Source organism: Halorhabdus tiamatea SARL4B (assembly GCF_000470655.1).
Classification (GTDB): domain Archaea; phylum Halobacteriota; class Halobacteria; order Halobacteriales; family Haloarculaceae; genus Halorhabdus; species Halorhabdus tiamatea.
The window spans coordinates 1,849,661-1,866,261 of sequence record NC_021921.1 but is presented as its reverse complement, the minus strand read 5'-3'; the positions used below and the strand labels follow the sequence as shown (position 1 = coordinate 1,866,261).

Below are 16,601 nucleotides of genomic sequence, written 5' to 3'. Positions count from 1 at the left end.
TTTAAACCCTGAAAGACGAACGAAGTGAGTCTTTCTTTGGTTCAAATCCGCCCGGACCCACTGAGTTCTCGCGGCGCTCATTTACGAGCGCCGCGTCTACGAAGCGTCGGCGGATTTGAGGTAGACCACGAGCGAGTGAAACGAGCGACGTGGGCGTGGTTCAAATCCGCCGAGAGAGCTCTGCTCTCTCGAGCCCTCGTTCACTCCGTTCACGAGGACGCCCGGACCCACTTCTGACGGCGACAGCACTCCAGAGTCACCATGGTATTCTCGAGTGCTCTGTCCCGCACCCAGAAAAGTGTTATACGGCCGTCGCGTACGGTCGGTAGATGCTGCTAGTCCTGTGTGTTGATCTCGACGACGACATCGGCCGGAAGACCGGCATCGAGACGCCGGTGGTCGGCCGTGATGCCGTCGAGAAAGCCGCGGTCGAGTTCGCCACTGCCGATCCCGAGGACAGCGACCTCAACGTGTTGTTCGAGGGGATCCACCTCTACGACGAACTCCGCGGGACTGGCGAGTCCGTCGAGGTCGCCGCCGTGACCGGAATCGAGGGCAGCGACGTCGCCGCCAACCGGGCCGTCGGCGCGGAGATCGACACCGTCCTCGCGGGACTGACGACCGGTGAGGACGTCCGGGCGATCGTGGTCACCGACGGCGCACAGGACGAGAGCGTGGTGCCCGTCATCCGCTCGCGGGTCAACATCGACGGCGTGCGGCGGGTCGTCGTCCGCCAGGCCCAGGACCTCGAATCGATGTACTACACTATCAAGCAGGTGCTAAACGACCCCGAGACGCGGGGCGCGATTCTGGTCCCACTCGGAATCTTGTTGCTCATCTATCCGCTGGCTGTCATCGCGAATTTCCTCGGGATGCCCGGCGACGTTTTCGGGCTCGCCTCGGGGCTGCTCGGCATCTACATCCTTTCGCGAGGGCTCGGGCTTGGAGACATTATCGACGAGACTGTCGAACGCGCCCGAACCGGGTTGTACGCCGGCCGGGTGACGATCGTGACGTACGTCGTCGCCGGGGTGTTGCTTGCGATCGGTGCCGCAAGTGGGTTGGAGATGCTCGATGCCGTCCGTGGCGGCATGGACTCGGCGACACTGGGGGTGACCCAGGCCGTCGCCGCCGTCGTGGCCGGCGCGATCCACTGGCTGGCAGCAGCAGGGATCACCAGCAGTCTCGGCCAGGTCACCGACGAGTACCTCGCCGGCCGATTCCGGTGGCGGCATCTCAACGCGCCCTTCTACATCCTCGCGATCGCCGGTGTCGCCCATGCCGTCAGCTTCTACGTTCTCGGCCGGGTCACGCTGTCGTATCTGGCGTTGTTGCTCACCGCCGGGACGCTGCTGGGGTTGTTCAGTACGCTCGCGTTCGCGATCGCCGAGTCCAGACTCGAAAGCGGGGACGCCCAGGCCGGCGCGTAGTGGCATCTCGATCCGGGCGCTTTTTGTAATCGCTCCCGTCATATCCGACGGGGGCACGTAGCTCAGTCCGGACAGAGCGTCGGACTTCTAATCCGACGGTTCGTGGGTTCGAATCCCACCGTGCCCGTGAAGCCGCCGAGTGAACACGAGGCGTGCTGAACAACCACGCAGGGGATTCGAAGCCTGGAAGTCGCAGTCCCGGACCGGCCGAGCGGTACGAGGTCGCGAAGCGACCTCGAAAGCCGAACGGCGCAGCCGTGAGGCAGCGAGGCCGCATGCCCGGAACGTCTTCCTTCGGTGAGAATCCCACCGTGCCTGTCCACCTTTTTACTTCCTCGGGTAGCCTCGCTTCGCTCGGCTACCACTCGTCGTAAAAACGTGGGCGAAAAATCACCCGAGCGGTCGCTACGCTCCCGCTCGGTGAACCGGCTCGCTTCGCTCACGGTTACACCGCTCACATTCGAGGTTCGTCACTTCGTTCGAACCTCGCTTCGCTCGCCGGATGCTCCCGACCTTAGCCTTCGAACCCGTCTTCGAAGACGAACGTCCCGTCTTCCTGTATCCGCTCCCCGTCCACTTCGATGAAGCTGTCCTCGCTCATGTCGACGATCATGTCGAGGTGGACCACCGACTCGTTTTTCGGGTTGTCCTCGCCGACAGACTCTTCGATGGACTTGCCGATCGCCATGTGGACGGTATCGCCCATCTTCTCGTCGAAGAGCATATTGTGGGTGAAGCGATCGATGTCGCGGTTCATCCCGATGCCGAGTTCGCCCAGGCGACGCGCGCCGCCGTCCGTGTTCAGGATGCCCGTCAGGACCGCCTCGTTTTGCTCCGCCTCGTGGGCGATGACCTCCCCGTCCTCGAACTCGAGATAGGCACCCTCGACCTCGCGCCCGTGGCGGACGACGGGCATGTCGAAGCGGACGGTCCCCTCGACGGAGTCGGGGATCGGCGCGGTGAACACCTCGCCACTCGGGAGGTTCTCGTCGGCGACGCTGTTGACCGCCGGATTACCCTCGATAGACATCGTGACGTCCGTCTCCTCGCCGGCGACGACGCGGACTTCAGCGGCCGGATCGAGGATCTCGACGAGCTGGCGCTGGTGTTCCTCTTGAGCGTCCCAGTCCTGATCGATCGCGTCGTAGACGAAGTCGGTGTAGCCGTCGGTGCTCATCTCGGCCTTCTGGGCGTCGCCGGGGGCCGGGTGTTGGGTGATGACGGTGTCGGTGTTCTCGCCCTCGAGGTGATCCTGGATCGGTTCCATGATCTGTGCGAAGGCTTGCATCGACTCCGGGGCGACGTCGCTGGTCTCCGCGACGTTGCGCGAGGCCCGAACCATGATCAAGACGTCCGTGGCTTCGAGCAGCGAATCCAGATGGTTCGGCTCGGTCAGTGCCTCGGTGTCGATAGCCCGGATAAACGAGCGGTGCTCGCGCCCGCCCTGGGTAGCCCGTATCGGCATCCCCCCGCGTTCCCCGATCTTCTCGAAAAGCGCGACGTTGAGGTCTTCGGCTTCCGGTCCGGAGAGGAGGACGACGTTGTCGCCTTCGGAGACGTCTGTACAGCGATCGACGATGAGTTCGGCGTGTCGGTCGACGCGCGGGTCCATGTCATCCCCGACCGAGGGAACGCGATTAATAGTTTCGAGAGCGCCCGTTCGAGATTGCGCGTTTGCCAGCTCGTCGTGGCTGCTTACGCTTCGAATCCCTCTTCGAAGACAAACGTGCCGTCTTCCTGTACCACTTCGCCGTCAACCTCGATAAACGAGTCCTCGCTCATGTCGACGATCATGTCGACGTGCTGGGCCGACTCGTTTTGCTCGTTGCCCTCGCCGACGTTGTCCTCGTAGGCGCGGCCGACCGCCATGTGGACGGTATCGCCCATCTTCTCGTCGAAGAGCATGTTGTAGGTGAAGCGGTCGATGTCGCGGTTCATCCCGATCCCGAGTTCGCCCAGGCGGCGGGCTCCCTCGTCGGTGTCGAGGATGCTGGTGAGGAGGTCCTCGTTCTTCGAGGCGCTGTGCTCGACGACCTCGCCGTCCTCGAAGACGAGTCGGGCGTCGGTGATCTCGCGCCCGCGGCGATAGACTGGCTTGTCGAAGAGGACCTCGCCCTCGACGGAGTCGGGGAGCGGCGCGGTGAAGACCTCGCCGCCGGGGAGGTTGTGGCTGTCCGTGTCGTTGAGGACGTGGTTGCCGGCGACGGACATGGTGACGTCGGTGGTGTCGCCGCTTTTGATCCGGACCTCGCTTGCCTCCTCCAGAATGTCGACCATCTGGGCCTGGAACTCTCGCTGTTCGTCCCAGTCTTTGAGGATCGCGTCGTAGACGAAGTTCTGGTAGGCCTCGAAACTCATCTCGGCGAGCTGGGCGTCGGCGGGCGTGGGATGCTGGGTGAGCGTCCAGCGGTCGGTCAACCGCTCGTTGAGGATCGGCTGGTGGGCCTTCTCGTAGTCAGAATTGACCTCGGGCGGGACGTCTTCGAGTTCCGTGACGTTCTCGTGGGCGCGGATCACCGCGTGGCAATCGGCTGCCTCGACCAGGGCCTGTTCGTGAGCCGGCGTCTCGAAGTCGACGTCGGCGGCGTCGGCGGCCTGGAGGTAGTTTCGGATGGCGCGACCGCTTCGGTTGGTCCGGATCGAGACGGGGTGTGCGCCGCGGTCGCCGGCGATCTCGTAGAGTGCGACGACGAGTTCCTCGGCTGCCGGTTCACTCTTGATGAGAAAGTCGTCTCCGTCGCTCAGATCGACCGCATCGGCGATGAGCTGTGCGTGTTCACGAATGCGCGGGTCCATGACGGCAGAGACTTCTCGACCGCCGGCCAAACCAGTTTCGTCCCGTGGCGAGTCGATCACCCGCCGCGTTTGCCTTCGCGCATGCCCTGACTGAAGCCGGTCGCGATCCGGCGCACGAACAGGTACGTCGCGAAGACGAACCCGAGGACGACGACGACGATACCGATCAGCACAGGATCGACCATATTGTCCGAATGCGGCCTGAAATCTTAGATGTTTCGTCGCCCTGACGTCTCGGGGCCGATTCGCCCCTCCCTGGATTCCGACAGCGGAGTGATGGTTTCGATCCCGGCAGGCGATTCAAACAGCTGTTTGACCTTCCGGTGAAGCCTTTATCCGTCCACCCGACGTTCGACGTGGCCGGCACCCGCTTCGGCTCTCCACCCCTACTCAGATCACTCCCCCGACACGCGCTCCCGTTCGATCACGTCGCCTGCCCGATCCCGGATTTCGACGCGTAGCACTCCGTTCTCCGTCCGGAGTTCGGCGTGGCTCGGCGGACCGGCACGCGGGTCGGCGTGACTCCCCGGATTCACGACGCGCAGCCCCCCGAGTCGCTCGATCGCCGGCCGATGGGTGTGCCCTGCGATGACGAGATCGGCCCCACGTTCCCGGGCGAGCAACGGGAGAGACGTGGCGGTGTGTTCGTGCCCGTGGACGAGCAGGAGTGACCAGCCTTCCCATTCGATCGTCCGCACAGCGGGCAGTCGCTCTCGCAGGGCGTCCTCGTCACTGTTGCCGTGGACGGCGATCAACTCGCGGGCGCGACGATCGAAGGCGTCGTAGACTGCTGCAGTCGTGAAATCACCCGTATGTAGCACTTTCTCGGCGTCCGCGATCACGTCGGCGACCCGGCTGGCGAGTCGAGCGTCCTCGGTCCCGTGAGTGTCGGCGACGACTGCGAGCACGGCCACACGTTGATCTGGACGGCCGAAAACGGTCTCGGTATCGGGCAGCCCTTCGGAGGTCGCGTCCTTGGCCTGTTCAGAGATCGTGCCCCTCGAAGTAGTATAGGCTGACGGCGAGTGCCACGATCGCGCCACCGAGCAACAGGCCGGCCCCGGCGACGTCGTAGGTCCCGTGGACGAGCACGCCCGGTGGGTCGAAGTACCGCATCGGCGAGAGGCCGCCGAGCCAGTCGTAGTCGGTCGTCGAGATGATCGACTCGGCGAGCCACCCGAAAAAGACCGCCCCGAGCGCGACCCGACCGGCGGTCCGACCACGGCGAACGACGACGCCGAGGGCGAGACCGATCGCACTCCAGAAGAGGAGATACGGGACCGAAAACGCGTGGACGATCGCGAGGTCGACGAGCGGGAGCGACTCCTCGATGGCGAACGACGCCACGTACAGGACGACCGGGACGACGACGTTGAGGACGACGATGGGCACGAGGAGCGCGAGGTACTTCCCGAGGAAGACACTCCGCCTAGCGACGGGGCCGGCCGTCAGCGTGTCCATGCGCTCGTCTCGGAGGTCGCCCGCGACGGTCCCGGCAGCACTGTAGGCGAGGTACCCGCCGAGGCCGACGATCCACCCGAGCGTGTAGAACTCGCTGGCGAGCAAGCCCTCGATCGATTCGAGGCTCTCGAAGCCGAACAGTTCGGTGACGACCGGTGGCATCGCGTCCAGCAACTCCGAGAACCCGGCCTCGATCATCTGGGGGCCGATCCAGACGTACATGAGGCCGAACAGCGAGAACAGCACGGCCAGGATCCCCGTCACTCGGAGTCGGTTGCGTCCCTCGAAGCGGGCGACGACGAGGAGCGGACTGGTTGCTTGATTGCTGTTCGTGGTCTCAGGGGTCTCGGTGCTCATTGGACGTCAACCTCCCCGAACAGCCAGGCACTCCCGACGAGCAACACGACTGCGGCGGCAAACAGAATCACTCCGCCGGCAGGATCGTAGGTTCCCTCGGTGAGGATCGCAAGCGGATCGTAGTACCGCATCGGCGTTACCGCCCCGAGCCACCCCAGGTCGGTGTTGGTCACCAGCATCTCGAAGAGAAAGGCCCCGACGAGGGTTCCGGCGGCCACGCCTTCGGCGACGATCCGCCGCGGGGCAGCGACGGACGCGAGCATGCCAAACGCGCCACAAGCGAGCAGGTAGGGCACCGACAGGACGTGGACCGCGACGAGGTCGGCGAGCGGGATCGTCTCGTCGATGACCTGGGCCGCCCCGGCGACACCCGCGAAGACGACGACGTTGACGACGACGATCGGCGTGAGCAACGCGAGGTACTTCTCGACGAGGAGTCGCCACCGGGAGATCGGCGCGGCGAGCAGCGTGTCCATCCGCCCGGTTTCGACGTCACCGGCGATGAAGCCGGCGGCGGTGTAGGCGACGTACGCTCCGAGGCCGAGCAGCCAGACGTACTCGTAGAGTTCGAGCGCGATGAAGCCCTCGATGGTTCCCATCTTCCCCAGGCCCATCTCCTCGACCATCGCGGCCGGGAACTGCTCTAAGAGTGCCGCGATGTCGACGTCCCCGAGGATACCGGGCGCGATGAGCGTCATCATCCCGCCGAAGGCCGCCAGCCCCAGTCCGATCACCGCCGCGGCGGGCACGAGCCGCTCGGATTCGAAGCGCGTCGTCTCAAGCATCGGCCTCCTCCGCCCTGTCGGTTGGCTCGCCGTTCTCGTGCTCCTCGATCTCTCCGTTCTCATGCTCCTCGATCTCGCCGTTTTCGACCCGCTCGACCCGCTCGGCCGGGTTCTCGCCGTAGAAGCGCATGAAGACGTCTTCGAGCGGGGCCTCCTCGATGCTCAGGTCGTAGATGTCGTATTCGAGGAGGTGTTCCAGCAGCGGTTCGTACGCGCCAGTGTAGGTGAACGTCACGCTCGTCGCCTCGTTCGCGGCGGCTGCGTCGCCGCTCCCGTCGCTGTCGGCGGTGTCGCTTCCGTCGCCGATACTGCCCGCGCCATCACTGCCGTGTCCGTCGCCACGCTCGCCCCCGCTGGCGTCGCCACTGACTTCGATGTCGTGGACGCCCTCGAGTGCCAGACTGTCGGCGTCGAAGTCGCCGCCGAGACGCGCCCGGACGACTTTCCCGCTGCGGTCCAGCAGCGACTCGACGTCCTCGAGTTCGACGAGGTGCCCGTCGCGGATGATCGCCACCCGATCACAGACCTTCCGGACCTCGCTCAGGATGTGCGAGGAGAAAAAGAAGGTCTTGCCGCGCTGCTGTTCGGTGCGGATGAACTCCAGTAGTTGCTCCTGTTTCAAGGGGTCGAGCCCGGAGGTGGGTTCGTCCATGATGAGCACGTCCGGGTCGTGCATGAACGCGACGACGATGGCGAGCATCTGCTTGTTCCCGCGGGAGTACTCCCGTACCTTCCGGTCGAGTGGCGGATCGAACAGTTCGAGCATCTCGTCGCTGCGGACGTCGCCACGAAGCGACCCGTGGTATTCGAGCAATCGTCGGCCGGTGACGTTCTCGTTGAAACTCGGCTCGGACGGGAGATACCCGACGTTTCCCCGGACCGACCTGAGCGCCGCCGCGTCCCTGATGTCCGCATCGAGGATGGTCGCCGTCCCCTCCGTTGGCGACATAAAGCCCATCAGCGTCCGGATCGTCGTCGTCTTGCCGGCCCCGTTCGGCCCGAGAAACCCGAACACTTCGCCCTTCTCGACCGCGAACGAGAGGTCTTCGACACCGCGTACATCGCCGTAGTATTTCGTCAACCCGTCTGTGTGGATGGGCGGCATGTGTATTGTTTGAAAAACTGACGGCTGGAATATAAATCTAGTCGGTGGCTGCGCCTCTGTGACCACATTACCGGCTCGCGAATTTGCTCGCCGGAAAATATGGGTTGGGGCGGATTTGAACCGCCGACCTCCTCCATGTCAAGGAGGTGTCATAACCAACCTAGACCACCAACCCTGGCTCGCTCGTTGCACTCTCCGGTAGACGGCTGGCACAATTGAAGGTTTCGAAACGCCCCGCGGCGAGCGACCGCCCCAACCTGCGACGGGTTCACGCGCTGTAGGCCGTGTACTCGTCCGGGTCGGGGAAGAACTGCTCGGCGTCGTCGTGGGCAATCGATGCGACCTCGGTCCCGTCGAGTTTCTTGACGTGGGTGTACATCTCGCCGCGCTCGAGGGCGGCCTCGACCAGCGGCGCAGCGTGCTGGAGTCGGTAGGTCCCGGCCACGAAGAGTGTCCGCTCGCGCTCGGGGTCGATGCACTCGGTGACCACAAAGGCGTGGCCCGAACTGGTCGCCTGATAGACGACCGTCTCCGTGAACGCGACGTCCTCGGCGAAATCTTCGTACTCTTTCGCCTGATTGCTCGGGACGATATACACCAGGCCCCATTCGTCAGTATCGTCGGCTTCGGGCGGCTTCGGTGTCGTGTTGTCCGAAGTGAGGATGAGTGTTTCGAACCCCGACTCGGCCCGATCGCGCGCCATCGCCTCGACGTCTTCGAGGGTCTGCTCCCACCCGCTCTGGGCCGCGTCGCTGGACCGAAGCAGTTGCTCACCGTCGTCGAGTTCGACATCGTCGGGCCCGAGTCTAACCATGTCTGTCGATACGGGCCGATACCAATAAAGGTGGCTCGCCGTCCTCACCCAGCTGTGACACCCAGGCCGACCTCGAGGAGGATCGAGACGCCGAGGACGATCAAACTGGTCACGAACACTTTCACGTTACGGCTCACGCGGTCCTCGAACGGGAGGTTTCGGCCGTCTAGCGGCGGGAGCTCCTGAATCCGCTGTTCGAACCCGAACGCCTTCCCACCGTCGAGACTCATCGAGAACAGCCGCGAGACGGGTCCTCGGCCGCGAGGCGTCGGCTGGATGGCGAACGAGCCGACGCCAAACAACAGAAAGCCGACCACGAACAGGGCGTACTTCAGCGTCACCAGCCCGTTGCCGACGATCAGAGACGGAATCGCGAGGACGACCACGATCGCCGTCGCGACGCTCCCGACCCACAGCGCGAACTCGACGTAGCGGTAGCCGTTAGGAGTCACTGGTCCGGCGGGAGATGACTGGCTCGACGTCCTCGTATTCGGCGTCGTGACGGTGACAGTAGCTCATATGCTCGTGCTCGCCGACCGGATGGAAGTCGGGGCGTTGCAGGTCACACACGCCGTTGAACGCTTCCCCGAGGTGGTCACGTGCGTCCGCGGGGCGGCCGTCTTTGACCAGCTCGGCGGCAGCATCGATCTCCTCGCGGACGTCCGCGGGTACCTCGAGGTCGCCAAAGAGGTCCGCGACCGTCTCGTCGATGTCGTCGTACGCCGAGAACGTGCCGAGCTGGCGTTTGAGACGATCGACTGTCCCGAGACTCATCCGCGACCGCTCGCGGACGACCTCCCGGAAGCGCTCGATCGCGTCCCAGGTCTCTTCGCCGACGTGGTCGTAGCCCTCCGGCCGGATCTTGGCCGGACACCGCGTCGAGAACTGACACCCCGTCGGCGGATCGCGTGGGCTGGGTGGGGTCCCCGGGAGCGTGATCCGGTGAGAGGACGTCGAGGGATCGGGTCGCGGAATCGCCGAGAGGAGCGATTGCGTGTAGGGGTTCTGGGCGTTCTCGTAGACCGCTTCGGTGTCGCTGATCTCCATGATCTTCCCGAGGTACATGACCGCGACGCGATCACAGATGTGACGGACGACGGCCAGGTCGTGGGCGATGAAGAGGTACGTCAGGTCGAACTCCTCCTGGAGGTCCTCCAGCAGCGTGATGATCTTCGCCTGGACGGAGACGTCCAGCGCGCTGACCGGCTCGTCGAGGACGAGAAACTCCGGTTCGAGCGCGAGTGCCCGCGCGATGCCGACGCGCTGGCGCTGGCCGCCCGAGAACTGGTGGGGATACCGGTAGTAGTGTTCCTCCCGGAGCCCGACCGACGTCAGCAAGTCGAGCACCCGCTCCTGGCGCTCCGTCTTGGTCTTCCAGTCGTGGGCGTCCAGCGGCTCGCGGATAATCTCCCCGACGGTCATCCGGTCGTTAAGGCTGGATTCGGGGTCCTGAAAGACCATCTGGGCGTTACGACGCCAGTCTTTCAGGTCCTCGCCCGAGAGCGTCGTGATGTCGGTCCCGTCGAAGGAAATCGTCCCCTCGGTGGCCTCCTCTAGGCGGACGAGCGTCCGACCGAGCGTACTCTTCCCACACCCGGACTCGCCGACGAGGCCGAGTGTCTCGCCGCGCTTGATCGAGAAGCTCACGCCGTCGACGGCCTTTACCGACGGGTTGGCGAAGACGCCGCCACCGCCGTAGTACTTCTTCAAGTTCTCGACCTCGATCAGCGTCTCGCCGCTCTCGGCCACCTGGTCGGTCCGTTGTAGGTCCCCGCTCATCGGTGCTCACCTTCCGTGTCGACGTCCTCGCCACTCGCGAGTGCGCGATGGTGTTCGAGTCGCTCCGTCTCTGTTTCCCCTTCCGGATACAGCAGACACGCTGCCGTGTGTTCGACTGTCTCGCCGACGTCGATGTGCTGGGGGGCCATCTCGTCGCAGGCCCCGAACGCCTGCGGGCACCGCGGGGCGAACCGGCAGTGGTCGGCCGGCGCGTTCGGCGTCGGCACCTCGCCCTCGATGGTGTTGAGCCCCTCCCCGCGGGAGTGCTCGCCGGGGATCGACTCGATCAGCGCCCGCGTATAGGGGTGTTTCGGGCGCTCGAAGAGGTTCTCGACCGAGGCCTTCTCGACGATCTGTCCGGCGTACATCACGTTCACGCGATCGGAGATGTCGGCGATGACGCCCATGTCGTGAGTGATAAAGAGGATCGCGAGGTTGCGCTCCTTCTGGAGCTCCTTCAGCAAGTCCAGGATCTGAGCCTGGATCGTCACGTCCAGGGCGGTCGTCGGCTCGTCGGCGATCAGCAGGTCGGGCTCACAGGCCAGCATCATCGCGATGACGGCGCGCTGGCGCATCCCGCCGGAGAACTCGTGGGGGTACTCGTCGAGGCGACGTTTCGCGTCGGGGATGCCGACCGACTCGAGTAAGTCCGTCGCCTCCGCGGTCGCTTCCGCGCCCGTGATACCCCGGTTGATCTCCAGGGCTTCCCTGATCTGGTTGCCGATCGTGTAGACGGGGTTCAACGACTGCTGGGGGTCCTGGAACACCATGCCGATACCGCTCCCCCGGACGTCGCGATAGGCGGCGTCCGAGAGGCTCGTCAGCTCCTCGCCGTTGAACCGGATCGACGACTCCGCGAGCACCTCGCCGGGGGAGTCGACCAGCCCCATGATCGAGCGAGCAGTGACGCTCTTGCCCGATCCCGACTCGCCCACGATGCCGACCGTCTCGCCGGGGTAGACATCGAAGCTCACGTCGTCGACGGCCCGAATCGTCTCCCGGTCAGTGTGGAAGACCGTCTGGAGATTTCGGACTGAGAGTAACGGCTCGCCCTCGTCACGCACGCTCTCGGCGGTGCGTTCACGGGACATCAGGCACCACCTCCAGCGGCCGCCTCCTCGGCCTCGGCACTCTCGGTCTCGGGGTCGATCGCGTCCCGGATCCCGTCACCGAAGGCGTTCAGGCCGGTCACGAGCACGACGATGATCAGCCCCGAGAGCAGCGAGATGTGCCAGGATGACGTCGCGACGTAACTCTGGCCCAGCGAGACGGCTCGCCCCCAGGCCGGCGTCGGCGCGCTGATGCCGAGCCCGTTCCCGAGGAACGATAGCGCCGAGAGGCTGATGATGATGCCCCCGGTCGTCATCGAGGCGTACACCAGGAGGTAGCCGACGATGTACGGAAGCATGTGCTTGCGCATGATGGTGCGCGGGCGCTGACCGAAGCTCCGGGCCGCGTCGACCCACTCCTCCTGGGCGACCTGGAGCGCGGGGCCACGCACGGCCCGCCACAGCAGCGGCCACGTGGTGAAGGCAAACACCAGCGCCAGGATGAACCCGCCGTCGAGGATGTTCCCGAGCCAGTGGTTTGCAAAGACGGCACTCACCATGATCAACAATATCAGCCGGGGGACCGAGACGATCCCGTCGGCCGTTGTCAAGATCGTGAGGTCGACCGATCCGGCGTAGTACGCCGAGATCATCGACAGTGTGGCCGCGATGAGCGTCGCGATCCCGATCGCCATCCCCGCGACGATCATCGTGATGCGTGCCCCGCCCATGAGGAACGTGAACAGATCACGACCGTTGTTGAGCGTCCCGAACGGATGGAACCGGTCGAAGTCGTCGTAGGTCATCGGGCCGACGTTTTCACCGCTCCCCTTGGACTTCGAGTTGAAATTGGCCTCGCCGACGAAGATCGTCTCGACGGATTCCGCCTCCTCGTCGAAGTACTTGATCTCGTGGCTGTAGGAACTCTGGATGTTCTGCTCGACGGTCGTCGGCCCGAGCGCCGGCCCGAAGATCGCCATCGTCAGGTACAACAACAGGACGAGGATGCCGAACTGCCCCCAGCGGTGGCCCTTGAGCCGCCCGATCATGTCGTCGGTCGGCGTCCAGTCGGCCTGGCGGTAGTGGTCACGAAAGACCGTCCAGCCGCGGAACAGCCAGTAGGCCAGAAACATCGCGTAGGCGACGATGAGCGTCAGGCGCAACGCCCACGCGAGCGCGGGTTCGAGGCCGAGGAACGTCCCTTTCCAATCGAATACGACCGGCAGATCCGCGATTGCTTCCGGGGGCTCGATCCCCAGTACTGTCCCGTCCCAGGTGCCGCCCGGACCGAGTTGATACCCCTGATTGGGGATGGTTTCCCGGCCGAACAGCGTCGGGAGTGAGCCAGCCCACTCTGTCAATCCGCCGAGGAACTCGGCCCCGGCAGCCTGGACGTCGAGGATCGCACTCGCCGCACTACTGGAGACCGTCCCGGCGAGAAGCTCGAAAAACGCCGTCACGCCGACGAACGTCGCTTCGACCAGGGTGAACGCGAGTTTCGCGTACGTGCCGAACTCGACGGCGATCAAGACGACGAGGACCGAGAACCACCGGAGGAACGGTCGCGGGGATTCGGCGATTCGCGTCCGGAGCGGCACGCGTTCGAACCCGGTCAACTCTTCGCGCGTCGTGGTAGATTCAGTGTCCGACATCGATGTCACCTCTCAGTGTCCTCCAGCGTGATCCGCGGGTCGATGAACGTATACAGGATGTCCTGGGCGATGTTGACGGTGACCTGGACGATGATGAACAGGAAGACGAGTGCCATCACGAGGGGGATGTCCGGACCGAGGACACCACGGAAGAACATGTTGCCGAGCCCCCGGATCGAGAAGACCTTCTCGACGAGGACCGACCCCCCGATCAGCAGGTAGAACTCGCTCATGATGATCGGGAGGAGTGGGATCAGGGCGTTGCGGCCGACGTGTTTGGTCACGATGCGCCGCCCGGAGACGCCCTTGGCCTTTGCTGTCTCGACGTACTTCGAGTTGATGCTCTCGAGGACGGCGGTCCGGCCGATCCGGATCTCGTTGCCCATCGACGAGGATCCCAGCACGAGCGCCGCTGGCAGGATCCACTTGATCGCGATGGCGATGTTCGTCAACTGTGGACCCGTGACCGTTGTTTGGAATTCCGGGATACGAGTGAAGAGTTCGATCTCGCCGACCATGTTTGAGATCGAATCGGACGTCCCGATCACGTCGGTCCGAACGATGAAGTCGGGGTAAAACGACAGGAGACCGCCGGCCGAGAGCAGGCCGACGAACATCACGGCGAGCCAGAAGTTCGGCATCGCCCGCCAGATGATCCCCCCTCCCGAGGTGAGGTAATCCCGCCAGGTGTTGGCCCGCAGACCGGCATAGAGGCCGCCGGGAATGCCGACTATCAGTGCGACGACGACCGACCAGAACCCGAGCCACAGCGTCACGGGCATCCGGTTCATGATGAGATCGCTGACCGGCGTCCCACGCTGGATGATCCACGACTGGCCGAAGTTGAACGTCACCAGATCGATGAGGACCTTTCGGTACTGATCCCACAGCGGAACCGTCGAGCCGTCGGGATAGATGAGTCCGAGGGCGATCCGCAACTGACGGACGTCCTCCGGCGTCGCGTCCTGTCCGAGAATGTTCAAAACGGGGTCGATCGGGCCCAGATACAGGACGATGAAACTCATCGTCACACCGAACAGGAAGACCGGGACCGCGAGCAACAGTCGCTTGGCGAGATACAGCAGCCGATTCATCTGCCCTCACCCTCGGACGGTACCGAGTGACGGTCGCGCGAATCGACCCTCGGGGGAGCGTACGTGCCGTCCGCGTCTCTGTGACGGCCCGGTGACGGCCCGGCCGACACTGCGGTACGAACGTCTCTTCGGAACAACATCGCCTGCCACGACGATGACTCCATCCTCGAGGGCATGTGTAAGTTATTCGCTCATGATTTCGGCTATGCGGGTTTAACAATAACGATTGTATCCGGCTTGCCGGATCGAAACCCGGAGAGTACGGGCTTATCCCTGGTAGTTCGCGTCGTAGTTCTCGGCACCGCCGGGGAAGACCTGTTTGGGGAGGAGGTGGTAGGCGGCCTCGCCGCGACCCTTGAAGACGCTCTCGACGAAATCCTCACGGGTGAGCACGTAGGCCATCGCCTCGCGGACGGGCTTGGGGACCTCCTCCATGTTGAACCCGATGAAGTAGGTGTTGATCGAGGGGGTCTCGGACATGTTGACTTCCGTCCCGTCGTCGAGTGGGCCGTACGTGCCAAGCGTCTGGCCCTGCTCGTTGGTCGACTCCGCGTTGGCCAGTGCGGGGTCGTACTGGGACGTCGGGATGGCGGCGACGTCGGCGTTCCCGTTGCGGAAGTAGTTGTACAGGGCGGTGGTGTCGGTGATGATGGCGTCGTGGAGGCCGAAGTCCGCCGCATCGCCGTGGTAGTCTGCGAAGGCCGAGGCGCGGAACTCGCCACCGTTGCCTTCCTGCCACCCTTCGAAGACGAACGGGCCACAACCGACCGGATTCGTCGAGAACTCCTGCCACTCCATGTCGCCGTCGTAGCCCTCGACGTCGCCGACGATGCCTTCGGGGACGACCGAGAACGCCGAGTACGCGAGCACCTCGAGCGCGTAGCCGAACGGTGCGGCGAGCGAGACCGTGAACGTGTACTCGCCCGTCGCCTCGACGGCGGTCGAACCGGACACGACGTTGCCCTCGTCGTCGGTCTCGTGCTCGATCTGGAGCACCGACAGCGGGAAGTAGGTGTTCGTGGAGTTGCTGGACTCGACGAGCCGCTGGATCGAGTAGACCACGTCGTCGGCGGTGACCTCGCCGTAATCGCCGTGGAACTGGATACCCTCCTTGAGCGTGAACTCGTACTCCGTGAGGTCGTCGCTGACCGAGTAGTCCTCGACGATGAGGGGTTCGACTTCCGTCGTCCCGTTGACGTAGTTCATCGGTGCGTCGAACAGGTTGATGACCTTGCCCCCACTCGCGGTGTTGCCCGACGCGATCGGGTCGAGGGAGCTGAACGTGGCCGACGTGCCGTTGAGAACGTCTTTGCCTTCGATGCCGTTGACCGAGACGTTCTCCTTCGCTCGGGAGGGCCCCATCCCGCCGGGCGGGTTGAAGTCGACGCGATCGTACCAGAACAGCTGGTCGACGGTGTGATAGACCGGCAGGAGTGCCGCCGAGTCCCACAACGCCCGCTCCATCTTGACAGCGGCGTCGTTCCGCGTACTCGTGGCTTCCTCACCGAGGCCGGGGTTGTTCTGGATTCGGTCGAACTGCTCGGTCATGTACTGGCGGATCTCCTCGTCGCCCTGGACGTCCTCGGACCAGAACAGCCGCGCGCCGTTGGGCGTGTAGCCCTCGGCGTCGTAGATGGTGTTCTCCGGGTCGATGAGCTGCAGGAAGTTCTGGGCTCCGGGGTAGTCGGCGACCCACCCCAGCGTATAGGCCTCGTGGTTCCCCTTCTCGGTCGTCTCAAGCAGCGACCCGAAGTCCGCGTCGCTGATGTTCATGTTGATGTACGCGGAGTCCAGACGCGCGCGGATCGTATTCGCCATCTCCTTCCACGCGGGGCTCTGGTACTGCAGCCAGTCGAGGTCGTAGGTGTTGTCCGGCCCGTAGTCGGCCTCTTCCATCACTCGCTGGGCCTCACCGACCTGGGCCTCGTTGATCCCATAGGGGAACGAACTCGGTGGTTCGTAGCCCGTCGACTCGGTAGTCTCTTCCGGAGCGTCGGTTTCGGTCGCTGCCGGTTCGTCCGTTTCCTCGGGCGCGTCGGTCTCGGTGTCAGCAGGCGTGTCCGTATCGTCGCCGCTCGAACATCCAGCCAGTCCGACGCTCGCCGTCGCAGCACCGGTCGCTGCGAGGAACTTTCGTCGATTCAGTTTTTTCTCGTCCGACATTATGGTATCCCTTAGCAAAGACACGTTCTTAAACGTACTGGTATTGGCTATACTTCCAAGAATCTGCTCATCAATTGGTTTTATTTTCTATTTATACAACTCTTCTAAACGTACTC

The 16,601-nt window shown here is 64.1% G+C and carries 15 protein-coding genes and 2 tRNA genes; 2 read left to right on the top strand and 15 right to left on the bottom strand.

What is annotated here, in order from left to right; all coding sequences use genetic code 11:
* The first annotated feature begins 329 nt into the window (after positions 1-329).
* Positions 330-1,430 carry a DUF373 family protein gene (locus HTIA_RS09130; protein ID WP_008523650.1) on the top strand — a complete coding sequence of 367 codons (1,101 nt, stop codon included), beginning with the start codon at positions 330-332 and terminating at the stop codon, positions 1,428-1,430.
* 51 nt (positions 1,431-1,481) lie between these two features.
* Positions 1,482-1,557 (top strand) — tRNA-Arg (locus HTIA_RS09125).
* Between the two features lie 387 nt (positions 1,558-1,944).
* Here the strand turns inward: HTIA_RS09125 and HTIA_RS09120 are convergent.
* The 15 genes from HTIA_RS09120 to HTIA_RS09055 all read right to left on the bottom strand — a co-directional run bounded on the left by HTIA_RS09120 (position 1,945) and on the right by HTIA_RS09055 (position 16,485).
* The gene (locus tag HTIA_RS09120; protein ID WP_008523652.1) at positions 1,945-3,042 is read right to left on the bottom strand and encodes an aminopeptidase; all 1,098 of its coding nucleotides are present in this window, start codon (positions 3,040-3,042) and stop codon (positions 1,945-1,947) included.
* A gap of 83 nt (positions 3,043-3,125) precedes the next feature.
* Positions 3,126-4,226: an aminopeptidase gene (locus tag HTIA_RS09115; protein ID WP_008523654.1), complete on the bottom strand. Its 1,101-nt coding sequence runs from the start codon at positions 4,224-4,226 to the stop codon at positions 3,126-3,128.
* A 56-nt stretch (positions 4,227-4,282) separates the two neighbouring features.
* Positions 4,283-4,411 carry a DUF7859 family protein gene (locus HTIA_RS17300; RefSeq protein WP_008523655.1) on the bottom strand — a complete coding sequence of 43 codons (129 nt, stop codon included), beginning with the start codon at positions 4,409-4,411 and terminating at the stop codon, positions 4,283-4,285.
* Positions 4,412-4,621: 210 nt separating this feature from the next.
* A complete protein-coding gene (locus HTIA_RS09110; protein ID WP_020936268.1) occupies positions 4,622-5,134 on the bottom strand; it encodes a metallophosphoesterase in 513 nt (170 codons plus the stop codon).
* Between the two features lie 76 nt (positions 5,135-5,210).
* Complete coding sequence (locus HTIA_RS09105; protein ID WP_008523658.1) at positions 5,211-6,044, bottom strand: ABC transporter permease subunit; 834 nt, start codon at positions 6,042-6,044, stop codon at positions 5,211-5,213.
* Positions 6,041-6,829 (bottom strand): ABC transporter permease subunit, encoded by a 789-nt coding sequence (locus HTIA_RS09100; RefSeq protein WP_020936267.1) that lies wholly within the window; start codon positions 6,827-6,829, stop codon positions 6,041-6,043. The genes HTIA_RS09105 and HTIA_RS09100 overlap by 4 nt, the downstream gene beginning before the upstream one ends.
* Entirely contained in the window at positions 6,822-7,934 is a 1,113-nt protein-coding gene (locus HTIA_RS09095; protein WP_008523660.1) for an ABC transporter ATP-binding protein, read from the bottom strand. Before HTIA_RS09095 ends, HTIA_RS09100 begins: the two co-directional genes overlap by 8 nt.
* A gap of 100 nt (positions 7,935-8,034) precedes the next feature.
* Positions 8,035-8,109 (bottom strand) — tRNA-Val (locus HTIA_RS09090).
* A 93-nt stretch (positions 8,110-8,202) separates the two neighbouring features.
* Positions 8,203-8,748: a DUF7529 family protein gene (locus HTIA_RS09085; RefSeq protein WP_008523661.1), complete on the bottom strand. Its 546-nt coding sequence runs from the start codon at positions 8,746-8,748 to the stop codon at positions 8,203-8,205.
* 44 nt (positions 8,749-8,792) lie between these two features.
* Positions 8,793-9,200, bottom strand: coding sequence for a DUF7555 family protein (locus HTIA_RS09080; RefSeq protein ID WP_008523662.1), 408 nt, complete (start codon positions 9,198-9,200; stop codon positions 8,793-8,795).
* Positions 9,190-10,527 (bottom strand): ABC transporter ATP-binding protein, encoded by a 1,338-nt coding sequence (locus tag HTIA_RS09075; protein WP_008523663.1) that lies wholly within the window; start codon positions 10,525-10,527, stop codon positions 9,190-9,192. The genes HTIA_RS09080 and HTIA_RS09075 overlap by 11 nt, the downstream gene beginning before the upstream one ends.
* Positions 10,524-11,618, bottom strand: coding sequence for an ABC transporter ATP-binding protein (locus HTIA_RS09070; protein WP_008523664.1), 1,095 nt, complete (start codon positions 11,616-11,618; stop codon positions 10,524-10,526). Before HTIA_RS09070 ends, HTIA_RS09075 begins: the two co-directional genes overlap by 4 nt.
* The gene (locus HTIA_RS09065; protein WP_008523665.1) at positions 11,618-13,228 is read right to left on the bottom strand and encodes an ABC transporter permease; all 1,611 of its coding nucleotides are present in this window, start codon (positions 13,226-13,228) and stop codon (positions 11,618-11,620) included. The genes HTIA_RS09070 and HTIA_RS09065 overlap by 1 nt, the downstream gene beginning before the upstream one ends.
* A gap of 5 nt (positions 13,229-13,233) precedes the next feature.
* Positions 13,234-14,322: an ABC transporter permease gene (locus HTIA_RS09060; RefSeq protein ID WP_008523666.1), complete on the bottom strand. Its 1,089-nt coding sequence runs from the start codon at positions 14,320-14,322 to the stop codon at positions 13,234-13,236.
* Between the two features lie 267 nt (positions 14,323-14,589).
* Positions 14,590-16,485 (bottom strand): ABC transporter substrate-binding protein, encoded by a 1,896-nt coding sequence (locus HTIA_RS09055; RefSeq protein WP_008523667.1) that lies wholly within the window; start codon positions 16,483-16,485, stop codon positions 14,590-14,592.
* Between the last annotated feature and the right edge of the window lie 116 nt (positions 16,486-16,601).

Bases quoted from the DNA above. Each gene is read 5' to 3' on its own strand.
- HTIA_RS09120 (WP_008523652.1), bottom strand. From the start codon at position 3,042: ATGGACCCGCGCGTCGACCGACACGCCGAACTCATCGTCGATCGCTGT.
- HTIA_RS17300 (WP_008523655.1), bottom strand. From the start codon at position 4,411: ATGGTCGATCCTGTGCTGATCGGTATCGTCGTCGTCGTCCTCGGGTTC.
- HTIA_RS09100 (WP_020936267.1), bottom strand. From the start codon at position 6,829: ATGCTTGAGACGACGCGCTTCGAATCCGAGCGGCTCGTGCCCGCCGCG.
- HTIA_RS09095 (WP_008523660.1), bottom strand. From the start codon at position 7,934: ATGCCGCCCATCCACACAGACGGGTTGACGAAATACTACGGCGATGTA.
- HTIA_RS09075 (WP_008523663.1), bottom strand. From the start codon at position 10,527: ATGAGCGGGGACCTACAACGGACCGACCAGGTGGCCGAGAGCGGCGAG.
- HTIA_RS09130 (WP_008523650.1), top strand. From the start codon at position 330: ATGCTGCTAGTCCTGTGTGTTGATCTCGACGACGACATCGGCCGGAAG.
- HTIA_RS09060 (WP_008523666.1), bottom strand. From the start codon at position 14,322: ATGAATCGGCTGCTGTATCTCGCCAAGCGACTGTTGCTCGCGGTCCCG.
- HTIA_RS09055 (WP_008523667.1), bottom strand. From the start codon at position 16,485: ATGTCGGACGAGAAAAAACTGAATCGACGAAAGTTCCTCGCAGCGACC.
- HTIA_RS09085 (WP_008523661.1), bottom strand. From the start codon at position 8,748: ATGGTTAGACTCGGGCCCGACGATGTCGAACTCGACGACGGTGAGCAA.
- HTIA_RS09065 (WP_008523665.1), bottom strand. From the start codon at position 13,228: ATGTCGGACACTGAATCTACCACGACGCGCGAAGAGTTGACCGGGTTC.
- HTIA_RS09115 (WP_008523654.1), bottom strand. From the start codon at position 4,226: ATGGACCCGCGCATTCGTGAACACGCACAGCTCATCGCCGATGCGGTC.
- HTIA_RS09105 (WP_008523658.1), bottom strand. From the start codon at position 6,044: ATGAGCACCGAGACCCCTGAGACCACGAACAGCAATCAAGCAACCAGT.
- HTIA_RS09070 (WP_008523664.1), bottom strand. From the start codon at position 11,618: ATGTCCCGTGAACGCACCGCCGAGAGCGTGCGTGACGAGGGCGAGCCG.